This window comes from Undibacterium sp. FW305-107, from assembly GCF_058788535.1.
Genome location: NZ_JBYTAV010000010.1, coordinates 43,011 through 57,894, shown reverse-complemented (window position 1 = coordinate 57,894; position 14,884 = coordinate 43,011). Strand labels below are relative to the sequence as shown.

Genomic DNA, 14,884 nt, shown 5'->3' with positions numbered 1-14,884 from the left:
AGTTTTATAATTTTTAAATTTATTCAAACCGGTTTGAAATTTGAATTAATTCTATTTAAACCGGTTTTAAAAGTCAATGAAGTAAATTTTTATTTTTCCAGCCCTGCTTTTAAAATTTGTAAATGAAGACAGGAAATGGAAGGAATTTAAGGAAACTTTTGTGCATTCGCTTTTAAGGTGAACGAGGTCAATCGACGAACGACACTGCCAGGCTCCTGCCTTCGCAAAAGCGACGATTGGGAGGCTTGTTACCTATGTGGGACGTACGAGTATGCGCTGGCCTAACTGGGTCAGTTGCAATTAATTCGCCGTAATGGATCAGCAGCAATTGGCTTGGCCACCCTTAGCGAAATGGCTATCTCAAGTCTGCCTGACCACCAGCATGGTCTGCAAGACCTCGGACTCCACCGTCTCTTCATTGATAAGGCCAAGGATTTTCTTGGCGAGCAGGATGCCGCCGTCGCGCAGGTATTGGTGGACACTGGTCAGTGCAGGGATGAAGCTGGCGGCACCAGGGGTGTCGTCGTAGCCGATGACGGATACCTGACCAGGGACTGACAGGTTGTTTTCAGTGATTGCACGTATCGCGCCCATGGCCAGCAAGTCACTGGCGGCGAAGACGGCGTCGAAGGCTTTGTCTTTTTTATCCAAATAGGCAGACATGCAGTCAAACCCGGCTTCAAAGGTAAATGCCTTGGGGCGCAGTATAGTCACTGCGTGCTGCTGCTCGCCCAGGGCTTCCATGAAACCGGCGCAGCGTTCCTGCACTTCTGCATGGTCGATATCGCCGATGAACAGGAGCTTACGCCGCCCTTGCTGGATAAAGCGTTCCGCCACGCTGGCACCGCCCTTGCGATTGTCACTACCGACCACGATGCCAGGTTGGTTGGCATCCGGTGCACCCCAGATCACCAGTGGCAGGCCCGAACGTTGCAAACGGCGCACTGCTTCACCGTGCGACCCCTGCCCCAGCAGGATCATGCCGTCCGCCCCCTGCACAGGCGGGGTATCGATGAGTTGCATGGAAGTCAACACCACGCTATAGCCTGCCGTCGTCAGTTCCTGGGTGATGCCGCCCAATAATTCCAGCGGATAAGGGTCAGACATGGGCCTGTCATTGGCGGGCGTCATCTCCACGACCACAGCCACAGAATGGCTGCGGCCCAGGCGCAAATTGCGGGCGCTGACATTGAAGCGGTAGCCCTGCTCTTCTGCAATCTTGCGGATTTTTTCGCGTGTATCCACCGTCACCAGAGGGCTATTGCGCAAGGCTCGCGACACCGTAATGGTGGATACTCCGGCAATGGCTGCCAGGTGTTCCATCGTTACCCCGGATTCGGGATTGGGTGTGCTACGCTTTTTTGCTGACATGCAAAGACCTTATTGAGTGCTAAATGTGTATCAAATGTGTGCCAAATCCGGCTCAAGATGCAATGATTTCATGTTCCGGCAGATACCAGAGCTATCACTGGCCTCGCCACCCCTGAAGTTCATTTCAATTAATTCCCGCGCATTATGACAGAGCTTGTTTGGGCGCGATATATCTCGCGCCCCGACTGTCAACAGTTATGCGCCCGACCTGGCAACCTGCGGTCAATAAGGCATAGGCAAGTCACCAGAAAACACGTCGAATATTTTGTCTGTGCCATGCGAATATCCTGCTTGAACGCGCTCACCGGACATCCATTTCCATAAAGAAATTTGAGTTTTTTACAATTAAAATAATTTGTGTCGAATAAATGACATCGATAACATTTCAATTGACATCGATAACATTTATTGTTTCAATGAGCTTGTTTTTACATCTCGTCACTTGAGTTCCAGGGATACAGGCCAAAAAAATCAGGCCAGACTCATTTAGGAAGTGGCAAGAGGCAACAATGCGTATGATGAGTTGGTGCATTGCCCTTGATCGGATGTTAAGGACGACAAACTTTAATAATATTCAGGAGCACAACATGAACTGCAACAAGCCCTTCCGCTTGTCGGCGATCACTATCGCCATGATGACATTATTGAGCCAGGCCCAAGCCCAGGTCGCCAGCACCCCAGAGACGAGCACCACCGCTGCGCCAGCCAAGGCAGATGAAGTCCAGCAAATCGTGGTGACAGGTAATGCCCGCAGTGGCGGTCAGCGCAAGATTGACGCGTCTTACTCCATCACCACCGCCAATGAAGAACAACTGAAACAGGCTGCCCCCAGCAGCACTGCTGATTTACTGAAAATCGTGCCAGGTATTTATGCCGAATCCAGTGGCGGCAATGCCGGTGCCAACATTGGTGTACGCGGCTTCCCTATCGATGGTGATGCGCCGTTTGTGACGATACAAATGAATGGCTCGCCTTTGTTCCCGCCGCCTACCCTGTCTTTTCTTGAAGGTTCATCGCTGTTCCGTATTGATGACACAGTAGAACGGGTCGAAGTCTTGCGTGGTGGTCCCAGCCCTATCTTCTCGAATGGCCAGCCTGGCGCAACCATGAACTTTTTGCTCAAGAAAGGCCGTGATCTTGCAGAAGGCAGCTTGCGGGCTACGGTGGGAACTGGCAATCTGCGTCGTATTGACGGCTACTACGGTGGCAAAATTGCCGATGGCTGGTACGGTACCATAGGTGGTTTTTATCGTGTTGCACAGGGCGTGCGTGACGGGCAATACCCGGCAGATGAAGGCGGCCAGATCACTGCCAGCGTCACCAGAAAACTGGATCAGGGTGAGCTGACTTTCTATGCGCGCACTGTCAATGACAAAAACACTTTCTATACTGGCGTACCGCTGATCTCGGCCAGCTCTGCTGGCGGCAAACCTACGGGCTTCCCTGGTTTTGATCCTCTGACGGGTTCGCTGTATAGCAATGAATTGCGCAATGTCGCTCTGGAAGTGGGCCCGGGTCAAGTATTGAATAAAGACCTGGCAAATGGCCGTGGCTTGCAAGCCAATCTGTTTGGCGTGGACTTTTCGCAAAACATCAATGGCTGGAATATCAGCAACAAACTCAATCATTTTTCTGGTGATGCACCTACCCTGGCGATCTTCACCGGCAATAGCCCTGTGAGCATGTCCAGCTATATCAATAGTGCAATCCAGTCAGCCAATGGCCAGGCCAATGTGGTAGCTGCGGCAGGTGGCAAGCAGGCTATCTCAGGCACGGCAACTTATCTGAATGGTGGCGGTGCAGTTGCGGGTGACCAGCAAGTGATGTCTGCCGGCATCTGGTCGGTAGAAAAGAAACTGAGTTCCTTCACCGATGAACTGCGCATCAGCAAAGAAATCGTCAAGGACCACACCATGACGGCTGGCCTGTACTATGCAGATTATTCATCCAAGGACATGTGGTATCTGGGTAACGGTGTCCTGATGACAGCGACACCGAATGCCCGCCCTATCAATGTGCAATTGAATAATGGTGTGGTAGTCAGTGGCAATGGCCATGACGGCGCATCCTTCTATACCTTGAACGAGAATTTCTCGGCACAGAATACCGCTTTTTACCTGGCTGATGAATGGAAGATCAATGACCGCATCCGTGTTGATGCCGGTGTACGTACCGAAAACCGCCGCTTGAATGGTGTTATCTCCAATCCAAAATCAGTGGATCTGGATAATAATCCGCTGACCTTGTACAACAACAATGCATCCGTATTGAGTGGCTCGAATACGCCCGTCAATCGCAGCGACAGTGAAGTGTCTTACACACTGGGCGGCAATTACAAGGTGTCAGAAAACTTCAGCGTATTTGCCCGCCTGAACTCTGGCTTTGCGCTGCCACAGTTCGACACCATACGTGACAACGGTGTGAATGCGCCTGTGACCAAGGTCAAGCAGTATGAGATAGGTTTGAAGAGCGTGTCGGAATACGTCAGTGCTTACCTGACCTTCTTCCATAATACTTTCACTGGCCTGCCCTTCCAGCAGTTTTTGGCTAACGGTAGCAATGTGACTGCGATTGGTGGCTCCAGCGGTTCTGGTCTGGAATTTGAAGTGGCTGCACGCCCTGTCAAGAATTTCCAGATTTCACTCAGTGGTGCCTACCAGCAATCGAAGTATGAAAACTATGGTGCCAATACCGGCAATGAAGTGAAGCGTCAGCCTAAATTGCAGTTCCGCCTGTCGCCCAGCTACCGCATCCCGCTCGACAATGGTGATATCAAGCTGTATGGCACTTACACCCATGTCGATGCGCGCTTTGCCGATGCGGAAAACCAGCAATCCCTGCCCAAGTATTACACCCTGGATGCAGGCATCCTGGTGGGTCTGGGTGAGAATCTGGAATTCCGTCTGGCAGGCACTAACCTGACCAATCAACTGGGTCTGACCGAAGGTAATTCCCGCGTCATCGGCAGTGGCAGCAGCGTAGTCTTTGCCCGCCCTATCTTTGGCCGTGCAATTGAGGCGTCGGTGCTGTACAGGTTCTAAAACTTATTTGTCTTGTTCTGCAAGCGTGGCTCTGCTGTTCGGAGTCACGCATTTTCATTTCAGGCGATCAGGCTTTGCACTTTTTCGACTTCATCAAACAAGAAGAAATGCCCGCCTGCAAAGGTATGCACTTCAGGTGCATTCACAAAACATTCTGCCCAGGCCATGCCATCGGCCAGCGCTATCCTGTCATCCTGCCCCAGCAGCACTCTCACTGGAACATCGTACTGACGCAGGCTGCCATCGACATAGGCTTCTGCTGCGCCTATGTCAGCGCGCAGGATAGGCTCAAACAATTCCATCAATTGGGGTTCTGCCAGCACTTCTGCCGAGATGCCACCCATGTTTGCCACCCACTCCAGAAATTCCTTGTGCGGTAATTCTGCGTGATGCTGCAATACCCGGCTATGCGGTGCGGCAGCACCGGACAATACCAGTCTCTGTGGCAGGCTGGCCCCAAGCTCCACCAACCTGTCCAGCATGACAAGCGCGATATAGGCGCCCATGCTGTGCCCAAACAAAACATAAGGACTGCCCGCTGTTGTGCGCAGAGTGGGTTCGAGCAGAGCCGATACCATCTCGGGTATGCTATGCATCAAAGGCTGGCGCATATTGCTGCCATGGCCGGGTGGATCCAGCACCAGCCATTCATGCTGATGCTCACGCGATAGCCTGGCATAGCTGTAGCTGCTGCCACCGGCAAATGGGTAGGCGATGATTTTCAATATGGATTCCTTTTTATTGCATTGCTTTGTATTGCATTGCTTTGTATTGCATTGCTAAATGCGAATTTTGCAGATTTAAAAATATAATGCGGAAACGATAAATATAACCTAGCGATGTCAGTCAACACAAAAAATATAACTTTGAGCCCTGAGCCAGAAATATGGGTAGCCAGGCTGGACTATCTGCGCGCATACAGAAGTGGTTTGCAAACCCTGTTAACGAACGCTGAACAAGTGCGTGGTCAGCGCTATCTGCAGCAGGATGACCGAGACAGGTATCTGGGTGGCCGTGCGCTGGTCAAACTGGCTGCTGCAAAAATGTGTGGTATCCCGCCTCAAGAAATATCGATCGTTATAGCCGCTACAGGCAAACCGTCTGTCAGCTTAGCCAGGGAAGATATTGTGGCTCCGGCCATCAGCATTTCTCATGCCGGTAACCTGGTTGTGGTGGCATTGCAATATGATGTGGAAATTGGTGTGGATGTGGAGTTATTTAACCATGATGTCAATCTGGATGAGTTGATGGGCGTGGTTTGCAGCAGCGAAGAAATTGCTGAAGTCAATGATTCAGACAGCCAGAACCGGGCGCAAAAATTTTATGAATTCTGGGTACTAAAAGAGGCTTATCTGAAAGCCACAGGTGAAGGTCTGTCTGCCGATGCGCGGCGGCTGGTGTTCAGTGTGGATGCAACATCAAAGGTCAGCTTGATAAAGAGCCTTGACAGTGGCAATGCCGGGGATTGGGATTTTCTACTCAAACAGTATGATGAACTGCATGTCATTGCATTGGCAAGCAGGAGAGATCAATCCGGCAACGCTGTTGACTGCGGACGCGAACTGGTACACCGCAGGCCCACATTCATCGATGCATGGTCTTTGTTCAGGGAATATTGTTCAGGAAAAACATTCGATTGATGTGCTACATGATATCTGTTACATGAGCTTGCTACAGACATCAGGCACACAGCCCGGATGAGCCATGTGCTCTACTCTACTCGCGAGTGGGGATTTACTTCTTGATGCTGAGAACGATAGAACCGTTCCAGTTTGCACCGCCGTTTTCAACGAGGATGCTCAATACATTGGTGATCTCTGTCCATTCCATGGAAATTTTTGCGCCGCCGATGTCAACGCCGTCAGATTTCAGAGTGCCGTTTGGGTCAGACAGCAGTTTGGTACGGTATGCAGGATCTTGTGCGGATTTTGCGATTGCAGATGCCAGTTGGTCATATAAATGTGCCATTTTTTTTACCCCTAGTTTACGTGGTTCAACGAAGATATATCGGAATGAAACGAAACTCTATGCTGCCCGAAAATCAAAACTTGAAATCAAAATTTAAGCCCAAATTTTAGGCAGCGAAGGCAATAGTACACGCGCACAGAAATGATGTCTAGTGTTTAACAAAATTCAAAAAAATATTATTATTTTTGCGTTGTTAAAAATACGATTTGAGTCGAAATTACGTCTAGAATATGCAGCATTTAGTCCACAAACTTTCCTGTCAGGATCATTATGCCGAATATAAAAACCTTTACTCCTGCTGGCCGCCTCGATAGCAATAACTCTGCTGCGTTTGAGAAAGAAATTCTCGCTGCCATCGAAGCTGGTGAAGTGCACATACTGATCGATTTTTCTGATCTCGCCTATATCAGCAGCGCCGGTCTGCGTGTCATCTTGCTGACAGCCAAGAAAACCAAGGCAGCCAGCGGCAAGCTGGTCTTGTGCAGCCTGAATGAATCGATCAATGAAGTATTTTTGGTCAGTGGTTTTAATGCCATCCTGGATATACAGGCGAACAAGGATGCAGCGCTGGCGCGCTTCTGAATTCATCAAACCGTCATAAAAAGGCTCTCGCAATTTTTTTGCGAGGGCTTTTTTAATTTCCGTTGCCAGGACGCGCGCAAAATTGTCCTGCAAGGTTTGCACTTTAGGAAGCCGCCCTTGCAAGGGCGATTCGTTTCATCGGCGGACAACATGTTGTCCGAAACCTCGGCTACATCGCAGCGACGAAGGTAGTACTCTGGTACAAAGTCTTGCAAAAATGCGAGAGCTGCAACACAGCTGGGGCGGTTTTGCGCAACTTCAGGCTCAGGCATCTGCCGCTTCCATGATGGCCTGCGTCCACTCTGCTGCGCGCTCATAGGCAGTTGTCGTCACTGCTTCCTTGAGTTTGGGATCAGCATCCATCAGTTCCATGAATTGCTGGCGATCGAGGCTGATACAGGTACTATCTACCACCGCACGTACAGACCAGGTACGCGGTACCGGGCGTATCAAGGCCATCTCACCAAAGTAGTCGCCATCATCCAACATACCCAGCGGTGTTTCTTTATCGCCTTCGAGCTTCACATAGTTTTCAAGCTTGCCACGGGCGACGATGTAGAATTTGCTGCCTGGCTCACCTTCTTCAAACACAGGTTTGCCAGCAGCAAAGGATTCTGACACCAGCGACTTCGAGAGTTTTTGCAAGACTTCGTCCGAGCATTCTGACAGGAAAGGGATGCCCCTGAGTCTTTCGACGGAAACACTGGCCTTGCCGTCATCAGTAATCGTAAAGCCGCTTTGCTTGCGCCACAGCATGGCATAGCGGCCATCCTTGGCCAGCAGTTCTTCATGCGTACCCGACTCCACCACCTGGCCTTTTTCCATGACGATAATGAGGTCGTAATTGGTGATATGGGTAAAGCGATGGGTGACAGATACCACGGTCCAGTCAGCAGAGATGGCATCAAGAGTTGCACCTATCTCGGCCTCTGTATGGGCATCAAGTGCCGAAGTTGCTTCATCAAGAAAGAGTATGCGTGGATTACGCAACAGTGCTCGGGCAATCGCAATACGCTGGCGCTGGCCGCCCGACAGGCTGCCACCCTGGCTGCCGACTACGCTTTGATAGCCGTTCGGGAAAGTCTCGATCAAATCATGGATGCCCGCATCCTTGGCGGCAGCGACAATTTCTTCATCTGTTGCATCCAGCCTGCCCATGCGTATGTTTTCTGCGATGCTGGTATCGAACAAAGCCGTGTTTTGCAAGACCACGCTGGTCTGTGCGCGCAGCGATGCCTCGGTGCCATCACGCAGATCCACATTATCTAACAGTATCTTGCCCTTGTTCGGGTCATACAGACGCATCAGCAAAGACAGTACCGTCGATTTGCCGGAGCCGGAACCACCGACGATGGCAACAGTTTTGCCCGCCGGGATTTCTATATCGACGCCGCGCAAGATGGGATGATCCGCCTGATAGGCAAATTCCACACCTTGCAGTTTCAGGTTTTCCTGTATCGCTGGCAGTGCCGTGGCTGTGGGGCTATCAGGCAATGCTGGCTGCGCACCCAGCAGTTTTTGTATGCGCGAATAACTGTTCATGCCCTGCACCAGCAGAGGGATGGCCTGGGTCAGGTTGTCGGTAGCGCCACCGATATTGAGCAACAAGCCTATGAAGGCAATCAGCAAACCCGTGGTCAGAAAACCCATGACAGCCAGAATGGCACCAACACCGAGTACACCTATCTGCAGGAAACCAGCTGCCACATTGGTGGAGCGGCCTATCATGGAGGTGAAAAAATTCGCCCTGAAATCATCTTCCTGCAAGCGCGTCAACCTGTCACCAAATTGTTGTTCACGGTATTTGCTGAGATTAAAGGTGCGTATGGTCAGGTGGTTCAGCAAGTTCTCTTGTACCAGACCTGCATTACCGGATTGCAGGTCATCACGTGAACGGCCAAACTTGCGCGCACGCGGGCCAAATGGCTTGGGAGCAAAGGCGATCATGGGCATGAGTATCAACGCCACCATCGCCAGCCGCCACTCAATGACGAATAACAAGACCAGACTGGTGACGATGGTGACCAGGCGCATGCAAAAGCTGGGCAAGCCACGCACCAGTGCGGTTTCTATCGCCATCACATCAGGACCAAAACAGGCAACGATATCGCCTTGCGGTGTCTTGCTGAAAAAATCGGTGGATTGCTTTTGCAGGTTGGCGAACATCCTTTCCTGCAAACTCTTGGAGATACGTGAACCTATGGTCGCCGTACCAAAATCCTGCATCAGCCCAGCACCAGCATTGAGCAGGAAACCCACAGCCAGTATGCCCAGCAACATTGCCAGCAGCGGCATGTCCTTGTTGACGATGGCCTTGTCGAAGATATAGCGGTAGCTTAAGGGCATGAGCAGATTAAAGCCTATCTGCACCAGCAAGGCCAGCGCCACCAGGCTAGCCAGCAGGCGGTAGGTAAAGGCCAGACCCAGTGCCTGGCCGATGAAGCCCCAGAAACTGGTTTTATGCTCGCCATCTGCTGCCTTGGCGGCTTCGTTTTTGGGTACTGACTTTTGATCGCTCATGCTTGCTCCGGTAGAGATAGGATCATGGGTTTCCATGATGCATTCATTCAGTGCTGCTCTTGCTTAGAGGTTATCGCGAAATTAACTTGGCGTTGTTGCGCCTCCTTGCCGTACTAAAGTACTGTCTGCGGCAGCGCGCCTAGCCATCTTAATCTCGCAACAACCTCTTAGTATTTTTTACTCTTTAGCCAGTGTTGCTACGTATTCACTCAAGAGACGTACCGTCGGATAATCCCAGACGATGGTGGACTCAATCTCTATACCGAGCAAATCATCAAGTTCAACAATCAGGTCCATGACATTGATGGAATCCAGGCCCAGGCTGTTGAACGGCATGTCGGGATCGATATCATCGACTGCTTGCTTCAGTAGTTGCGCGACTCTGCTGATGAGCCAGTCTTCCAGCTGTTCTGCATCCCAGTTTTTTGCTGCCAGCTTTTCTGCCATTATCTGTTCCCGGATTAACTGATTAGTCTTTGTTGCGGAATTCTGCCGATGCGGAACGTGATCTGATACTGTCTGACAATTCAGAAAATGTCCTGCGGTTCTGACCATAGCTGGTCTTGCCACTGGTAGTCTTGCTAATGCCCATGGGACCAACGAAGCGCAGATGGGTAATCGCAATTTCTGCCGGCGCCACTGCCAGCCGGATCTGGTTGGCGAGTTTTTCGAGTTCTGCACTCAGTGTCTGCTCAGCCGTGTCTGCAAACCAACTGCGCGCCGTGCGTGCCAACTCGCAGATGACGATAATGCTTTCATTTTTTGCGCTCGCATCATCATAAGAAAAAACGGCGACATCCTCAATCCCGGCGACTGCATTCTGTATCAATGCTTCCACATCATGAGGATATATATTGCGGCCATTCACAATCATTAACTCTTTGCTGCGTCCGGTCACATACAATTGCCCATCGACAATGGCACCTATATCCCCAGTCACCAGATAACGCGACAGAGGCTGGCCAGCAAGTTGCGCATGAAAAGTCAGCTGGCTTTGCTCAGGATTATTGAAGTAAGTCTCAGGCACGCTGGGGCCGGTGATCCAGATTTCACCTATCTTGCCCTCAGCCAGCCTGAGTTTGCTCGTCGGGTCGGCAATGGCTATGCGCTCAGGGTCGGCATGACCACTGGCAACGAGTTGACGGCTATCTTCTTCATTCAGCGGCGCACCTATATTACCCTGCTCCAAACCCAGTATTGAAACGGGGCGTATGACAGGATCATGGTTACCCGTAGCGAACAGCGTGGTTTCTGCCAGGCCATAGCAGGTCAGCATATTCATGTTCGAATAGCCTGCCGAAGCAAAGCGTTGTTCAAATTTTTGCAGAGTGATTGCGCGTATCGGTTCGGCACCGTTATAAGCAGTCTTCCAGGCGTGCAAGCGCAAGTCTGTTATATCGGCATCGGCCACCCGGTCAGCACAAAGCTGATAAGCAAAATTGGGACCGCCGGACATGACTTTACGGCCATCATCTTGTGCCGATATCAGTTGTAACCAGCGCACCGGACGTTTGATAAAGGCTGATGGTGCCATGCTGACACCGGGTATGCCGCCATACAGTGGTGTCAGCAAACCACCTATCAGACCCATGTCATGATAATGCGGCAGCCAGTTGACCATGACAAACTCGGGATCAACTCTGAAGTCTTTTTGTATTAGCGCGAGATTAGCTGCCAGATTGCTGTGGCTGACCAGTACGCCTTTTGGCAAGCTGCTGGAACCAGACGTGTATTGGATGAAGGCATAGTCCTGGGCTTTGCGTCCGGCCATGTCCCTGCCTTCACCTAATACCTTCAACTGTATGGTACTGAGTACATGCATGCCTTCCAAAGCCGGGCTGGAGGCAAATACATCCTGTAATCGCAGCACTTCAGGCTCGCTGGTCAGCGTCATTGTCGCGCCGCAATTACTGATGATGGCTTCGAGAATATGCGCCTCACGTCCGCGTCTGGGCATGGCGATGGGGATGGCAATAACGCCCGCAATCTGACAAGCCAGGAAAGCCAGTATGAAATCCAGACCTGGTGAAAACGCCAGGATGATCATGCGCGGATGATCATCAGGCCAGCTTAATTGCAACAGGCCACAGGCGATGCCTTCACTGGCAGCATACAGTTCCTGGCGGCTCAAATGTTCTGCCAGGTCTTGCGAGCGCTCTGGCACCCAGGACATGGCAGCGGCATCAGCATCTACCTCCATGTATGCACGGTATTGATCCAGTAAAGTCAGAGGACTGGTCTTCATGTCTGAAATTCCGTTGGCAATTGAAATAATTCAGCCAGTGCAACTATGGCTGCACGCTTGCGTTCTTCCAGATGCCACATGTGATAGATGATGATGCTGTCGGCATCGTAGCGTTCCTGCATCGCGAGTATCTGGTCGCGGCAGGATGCTGGCGTGCCATAGATATTGACGCGCATGGTGCTGCCTATCCAGCTTTCTACCTGCTGTTTTTGAGTCTGGGCAATCTCTTCGGTATCAGCACAGACACAACTCAGTGCAATGGCGATTTTTGCTTTGTCTGTACTGCCCTGGTATTCGCCATACTGACGTTTATAGGCAGCGGTGATGGCAGCATCCTGCGTACTGGCTCTGTGAAATAGCGAGTAGGCATAACTGGCTGCTGACTTTGCTGCCAGTTCTGCCGTGCCAAAGCCTGAACCCATGATCCACAGCGGTGGTCTTTCAGCAAAGCATGGTGTGGCTGCGTGGGCAAAGCGGTGCCCTTCGGGGAAATCACCATCGAGATAGCGCTTCAGATCCGCCAGTTTGCTGGCAAACTGTTTGGTAATGACAGCGGGCGGCTCATCCGTACCTGTCAATGCGGCCAGTGCAACAGGATCAGCAGGCACGCCGCCGCAAACTCCCAGCACGACACGACCACCTGATAATGCAGATAAGCCACGATAATTTTCTGCCACAGCCAGCGGGCTATACAGGGGCAGCAATACTGCTGCTGATCCCAGCCCTATACGTCGCGTGGCTTGCGCCAGCGCAGCCAGCATCATTTCCGGCGCAGCCCAGGAGAAATGGGCTTCGTGGTGTTCGGCCAGCCATAGGCGCTCATAACCCAGTTGGTCAGCCAGCTTCGCCATCCTGAAGGTTTGCGCCAGCACATCTGCGCCATTCTGGCCGGGGGCAATGATGCCCAGATCCAGCAGGGATAAGCTCAAGCTACTCATGCTGCCGCCTTTGCACAAATGGTGGATGGATCAGGATCAACCGCGCTATAGGTATTCCAGAACAGCACGCGCCGCCCTTGCAAGGTGGACTTGCGGAACATCGCCAGTGTCTTGGAGATATAGGTGGTCTCAGTACGGAAGTTACTGGCCTCCGCCACTTCCTTGGCGGCTTCGTCGGCATCGGCATTGCTTTGCCCGTAACCTGGTGCGGCAAAGTCATCGACCCAGAGTATTTCGCCGAACTGCGGTTCTTTGGTATAACCAGCCTGGCGCAACAGGGCCAGGGTTTTCATCGCCAGTTTTTTCATCTTGCCTGGGCCAGTGATCATCATGGGTACCATGCGCACCGCCACCACACGTATCGGCAAACCCGCCATCGCCAGGCCCAGCCAGACGCCGGATGCAGTAGCGCAAGTACCGGTAGGGATAACGATGTCATCTATCATCGGCAGTTCGCCACTTTTGATGGCAGCCGCAATTTCCAGAGCACCTTCGATGACGCCCAGCACGCCTATGGGATGATGCGAGCCTGGTGGTATCCAGTAAGGGCGCTGCCCCTGATGGCGGGAATAACGTATGCGCAGGAAAGCCATGGGCACATCGAGGAAACGTTCACAGCGCAGGAATTCCATGCCCAATGCTGGCAGCAGGCGCTTGTTCAGGCCTGCCTCGTGCACATTCGGCTGCGGTGTCAGCAAGGCGCGCGCATGCAGGCCGTGGATACGGGCAAAGGTCGCTGTCGCTAATACCTGATGGCTGCCGAGTGGCCCCATGGTGGCGACACTGGTCGCACCCTTGGCTATCGCATCGCCAAAGAAATATTCGAGATTCCTGACCTTGCTGCCACCATAGATGGGAGAGCTGAAGTCATCGCGTTTCACCCATAGTGCTTGCAAATTCCAGCGTGCTGCCAGGCTGGCTTCATGGCTGATGGGTGTTGGTCTCTCTACCAGGTCTACAGGTTTATACATCGCATCCAGGCCGGGCACCATTTCGGTAAGCAGTCGCGCTGTCATCATGCATGCTCCGCCGGGTTGAGTGTGACTGGACTCAGGTGCCGGAATTCTTCAGCCAGTGCGCTGAAGCAGCTGACCTCACTGCGGTCCAGATAGGCTTGCAGGCGTGGCTCTAGTTCAGGATAGGTGCGTAGCCTTTGCAAGAGTGCAGGCACGACTCTTTGCAAGCAGGCCAGCATCAGCAGAGAAGGATTGCGGTATTCAGCCTCTACATCGGCCACCGGCCCCAGCATGAAGTGGCGCACGGTTTTACTGAGATCAGCAAAGGCAGCCATCAGCATTTCCATGAAAGCAGCATCGCTCCTGACTTCAGCCATAGGGATGATGGAGCCAAGATCGACAAAACCGCCATCAATGACGGCATTTTGCATTTCCAGGCAATGACCTATACCGATGTGTTCTGTGCGGCCAGGCAAGAAACCCAGTGCCAGCATGCGGGCGACCAGGTCTATCCAGCGGTCTACTACTTGCTCTGGCGTCAGGCCATATCCCGCAGTCAGGCTGTTCAGTCTTTGCAGCCACGGTGTGGTGCCGAGCTTTTTCAATTCCACAGGCAAGTGGGCAACCCGCAAAGGCAGGCTGGGGTAGTGATAGATGATCGCCGCCAGGCCATCTGCTGATGAAGTCTCAACGATGCGCATGGCCCTTTCTGACAACAGGCTACGCAAGGCAGTGAGATGACTGTCGCGTACGGATGTGGGCCACTGTATTACCAGCAAGGGTGTAGGTATGCAGGCAAGATTTCCAAAACGTTTTAAATGCGCTTGCTGCAACATGCAAGCAGCTTTCGCATCTTCCACTGCTTCAAACGCGCTGATGGCCAGCGGGATTTTTTGCTCAACCAGAGCAAAATGTTCAGCCGCAGAAAATAGCGATTTACCGCGTACGGGGTAATCAATGCGGAATTGCGACAAGACAGCCAGATGCGGGTCACGGTCATGCGCATACACTTCCGTCCCTTTATGCGCCAGCACACCCGCGCCAGTATCCTGGTAAAAAGCCCGCAAGTGGCGATAGGGCCTTTGGTACTCGCCAGACTGAAAGGGATTGATGCCATGGGCACAAGGCAGTTCCTGGCGCAAAGCCGCCAGTCGCGTATCAAGATCGGGCAAAATCGCTGACAGGGCTGTATGCAGCTCAGCCGCTTCTGTTGTCACATCCCATAAAACCCGTTCTACTTTATGGGCAGTCATGTTTGCTTGC

At 52.1% G+C, this 14,884-nt stretch carries 12 protein-coding genes; 3 read left to right on the top strand and 9 right to left on the bottom strand.

From position 1 onward, the window contains the following. Window positions 1-360 precede the first annotated feature (360 nt). Window positions 361-1,371: a LacI family DNA-binding transcriptional regulator gene (locus AC3WQT_RS21410; RefSeq protein WP_492706907.1), complete on the bottom strand. Its 1,011-nt coding sequence runs from the start codon at window positions 1,369-1,371 to the stop codon at window positions 361-363. A 587-nt stretch (window positions 1,372-1,958) separates the two neighbouring features. Between AC3WQT_RS21410 and AC3WQT_RS21405 the strand changes: the two genes are divergently transcribed. After that, window positions 1,959-4,412 (top strand): TonB-dependent receptor, encoded by a 2,454-nt coding sequence (locus AC3WQT_RS21405; RefSeq protein WP_492706905.1) that lies wholly within the window; start codon window positions 1,959-1,961, stop codon window positions 4,410-4,412. Window positions 4,413-4,471: 59 nt separating this feature from the next. Here AC3WQT_RS21405 and AC3WQT_RS21400 read toward each other — a convergent pair whose 3' ends face one another. Next, window positions 4,472-5,137, bottom strand: a complete 666-nt coding sequence (locus AC3WQT_RS21400; RefSeq protein WP_492706903.1) for a thioesterase II family protein — start codon at window positions 5,135-5,137, stop codon at window positions 4,472-4,474. Window positions 5,138-5,278: 141 nt separating this feature from the next. Here AC3WQT_RS21400 and AC3WQT_RS21395 point away from each other — a divergent pair, with 141 nt between their 5' ends. Further along, window positions 5,279-6,052, top strand: coding sequence for a 4'-phosphopantetheinyl transferase family protein (locus AC3WQT_RS21395; protein ID WP_492706901.1), 774 nt, complete (start codon window positions 5,279-5,281; stop codon window positions 6,050-6,052). Window positions 6,053-6,146: 94 nt separating this feature from the next. On the opposite strand, the gene AC3WQT_RS21390 is transcribed toward AC3WQT_RS21395, so the two are convergent. Then, on the bottom strand, window positions 6,147-6,380 hold the full coding sequence (locus AC3WQT_RS21390) for a hypothetical protein (protein ID WP_492706899.1): 234 nt from the start codon (window positions 6,378-6,380) through the stop codon (window positions 6,147-6,149). 270 nt (window positions 6,381-6,650) lie between these two features. On the opposite strand from AC3WQT_RS21390, the gene AC3WQT_RS21385 reads away from it, so the two are divergent. Then, window positions 6,651-6,962, top strand: a complete 312-nt coding sequence (locus tag AC3WQT_RS21385) for an STAS domain-containing protein (RefSeq protein WP_492706897.1) — start codon at window positions 6,651-6,653, stop codon at window positions 6,960-6,962. Window positions 6,963-7,226: 264 nt separating this feature from the next. Here AC3WQT_RS21385 and AC3WQT_RS21380 read toward each other — a convergent pair whose 3' ends face one another. The 6 genes from AC3WQT_RS21380 to AC3WQT_RS21355 all read right to left on the bottom strand — a co-directional run bounded on the left by AC3WQT_RS21380 (window position 7,227) and on the right by AC3WQT_RS21355 (window position 14,874). Beyond that, the gene (locus tag AC3WQT_RS21380; RefSeq protein WP_492706895.1) at window positions 7,227-9,518 is read right to left on the bottom strand and encodes an ABC transporter transmembrane domain-containing protein; all 2,292 of its coding nucleotides are present in this window, start codon (window positions 9,516-9,518) and stop codon (window positions 7,227-7,229) included. 141 nt (window positions 9,519-9,659) lie between these two features. Beyond that, window positions 9,660-9,929: an acyl carrier protein gene (locus AC3WQT_RS21375; RefSeq protein WP_492706894.1), complete on the bottom strand. Its 270-nt coding sequence runs from the start codon at window positions 9,927-9,929 to the stop codon at window positions 9,660-9,662. A 22-nt stretch (window positions 9,930-9,951) separates the two neighbouring features. Beyond that, window positions 9,952-11,727, bottom strand: a complete 1,776-nt coding sequence (locus tag AC3WQT_RS21370; RefSeq protein WP_492706893.1) for a fatty acyl-AMP ligase — start codon at window positions 11,725-11,727, stop codon at window positions 9,952-9,954. Beyond that, window positions 11,724-12,665 carry an MsnO8 family LLM class oxidoreductase gene (locus AC3WQT_RS21365; protein WP_492706891.1) on the bottom strand — a complete coding sequence of 314 codons (942 nt, stop codon included), beginning with the start codon at window positions 12,663-12,665 and terminating at the stop codon, window positions 11,724-11,726. The genes AC3WQT_RS21370 and AC3WQT_RS21365 overlap by 4 nt, the downstream gene beginning before the upstream one ends. After that, window positions 12,662-13,684 (bottom strand): 1-aminocyclopropane-1-carboxylate deaminase/D-cysteine desulfhydrase, encoded by a 1,023-nt coding sequence (locus tag AC3WQT_RS21360; RefSeq protein ID WP_492706889.1) that lies wholly within the window; start codon window positions 13,682-13,684, stop codon window positions 12,662-12,664. Before AC3WQT_RS21360 ends, AC3WQT_RS21365 begins: the two co-directional genes overlap by 4 nt. Further along, window positions 13,681-14,874 carry a hypothetical protein gene (locus AC3WQT_RS21355; RefSeq protein WP_492706887.1) on the bottom strand — a complete coding sequence of 398 codons (1,194 nt, stop codon included), beginning with the start codon at window positions 14,872-14,874 and terminating at the stop codon, window positions 13,681-13,683. The genes AC3WQT_RS21360 and AC3WQT_RS21355 overlap by 4 nt, the downstream gene beginning before the upstream one ends. Window positions 14,875-14,884 lie beyond the last annotated feature (10 nt).

Coding starts and splice junctions, on each gene's coding strand:
- AC3WQT_RS21410 (WP_492706907.1), bottom strand. CDS start 1,371: ATGTCAGCAAAAAAGCGTAGCACACCCAATCCCGAATCCGGGGTAACG.
- AC3WQT_RS21405 (WP_492706905.1), top strand. CDS start 1,959: ATGAACTGCAACAAGCCCTTCCGCTTGTCGGCGATCACTATCGCCATG.
- AC3WQT_RS21390 (WP_492706899.1), bottom strand. CDS start 6,380: ATGGCACATTTATATGACCAACTGGCATCTGCAATCGCAAAATCCGCA.
- AC3WQT_RS21385 (WP_492706897.1), top strand. CDS start 6,651: ATGCCGAATATAAAAACCTTTACTCCTGCTGGCCGCCTCGATAGCAAT.
- AC3WQT_RS21380 (WP_492706895.1), bottom strand. CDS start 9,518: ATGGAAACCCATGATCCTATCTCTACCGGAGCAAGCATGAGCGATCAA.
- AC3WQT_RS21375 (WP_492706894.1), bottom strand. CDS start 9,929: ATGGCAGAAAAGCTGGCAGCAAAAAACTGGGATGCAGAACAGCTGGAA.
- AC3WQT_RS21370 (WP_492706893.1), bottom strand. CDS start 11,727: ATGAAGACCAGTCCTCTGACTTTACTGGATCAATACCGTGCATACATG.
- AC3WQT_RS21365 (WP_492706891.1), bottom strand. CDS start 12,665: ATGAGTAGCTTGAGCTTATCCCTGCTGGATCTGGGCATCATTGCCCCC.
- AC3WQT_RS21360 (WP_492706889.1), bottom strand. CDS start 13,684: ATGATGACAGCGCGACTGCTTACCGAAATGGTGCCCGGCCTGGATGCG.
- AC3WQT_RS21355 (WP_492706887.1), bottom strand. CDS start 14,874: ATGACTGCCCATAAAGTAGAACGGGTTTTATGGGATGTGACAACAGAA.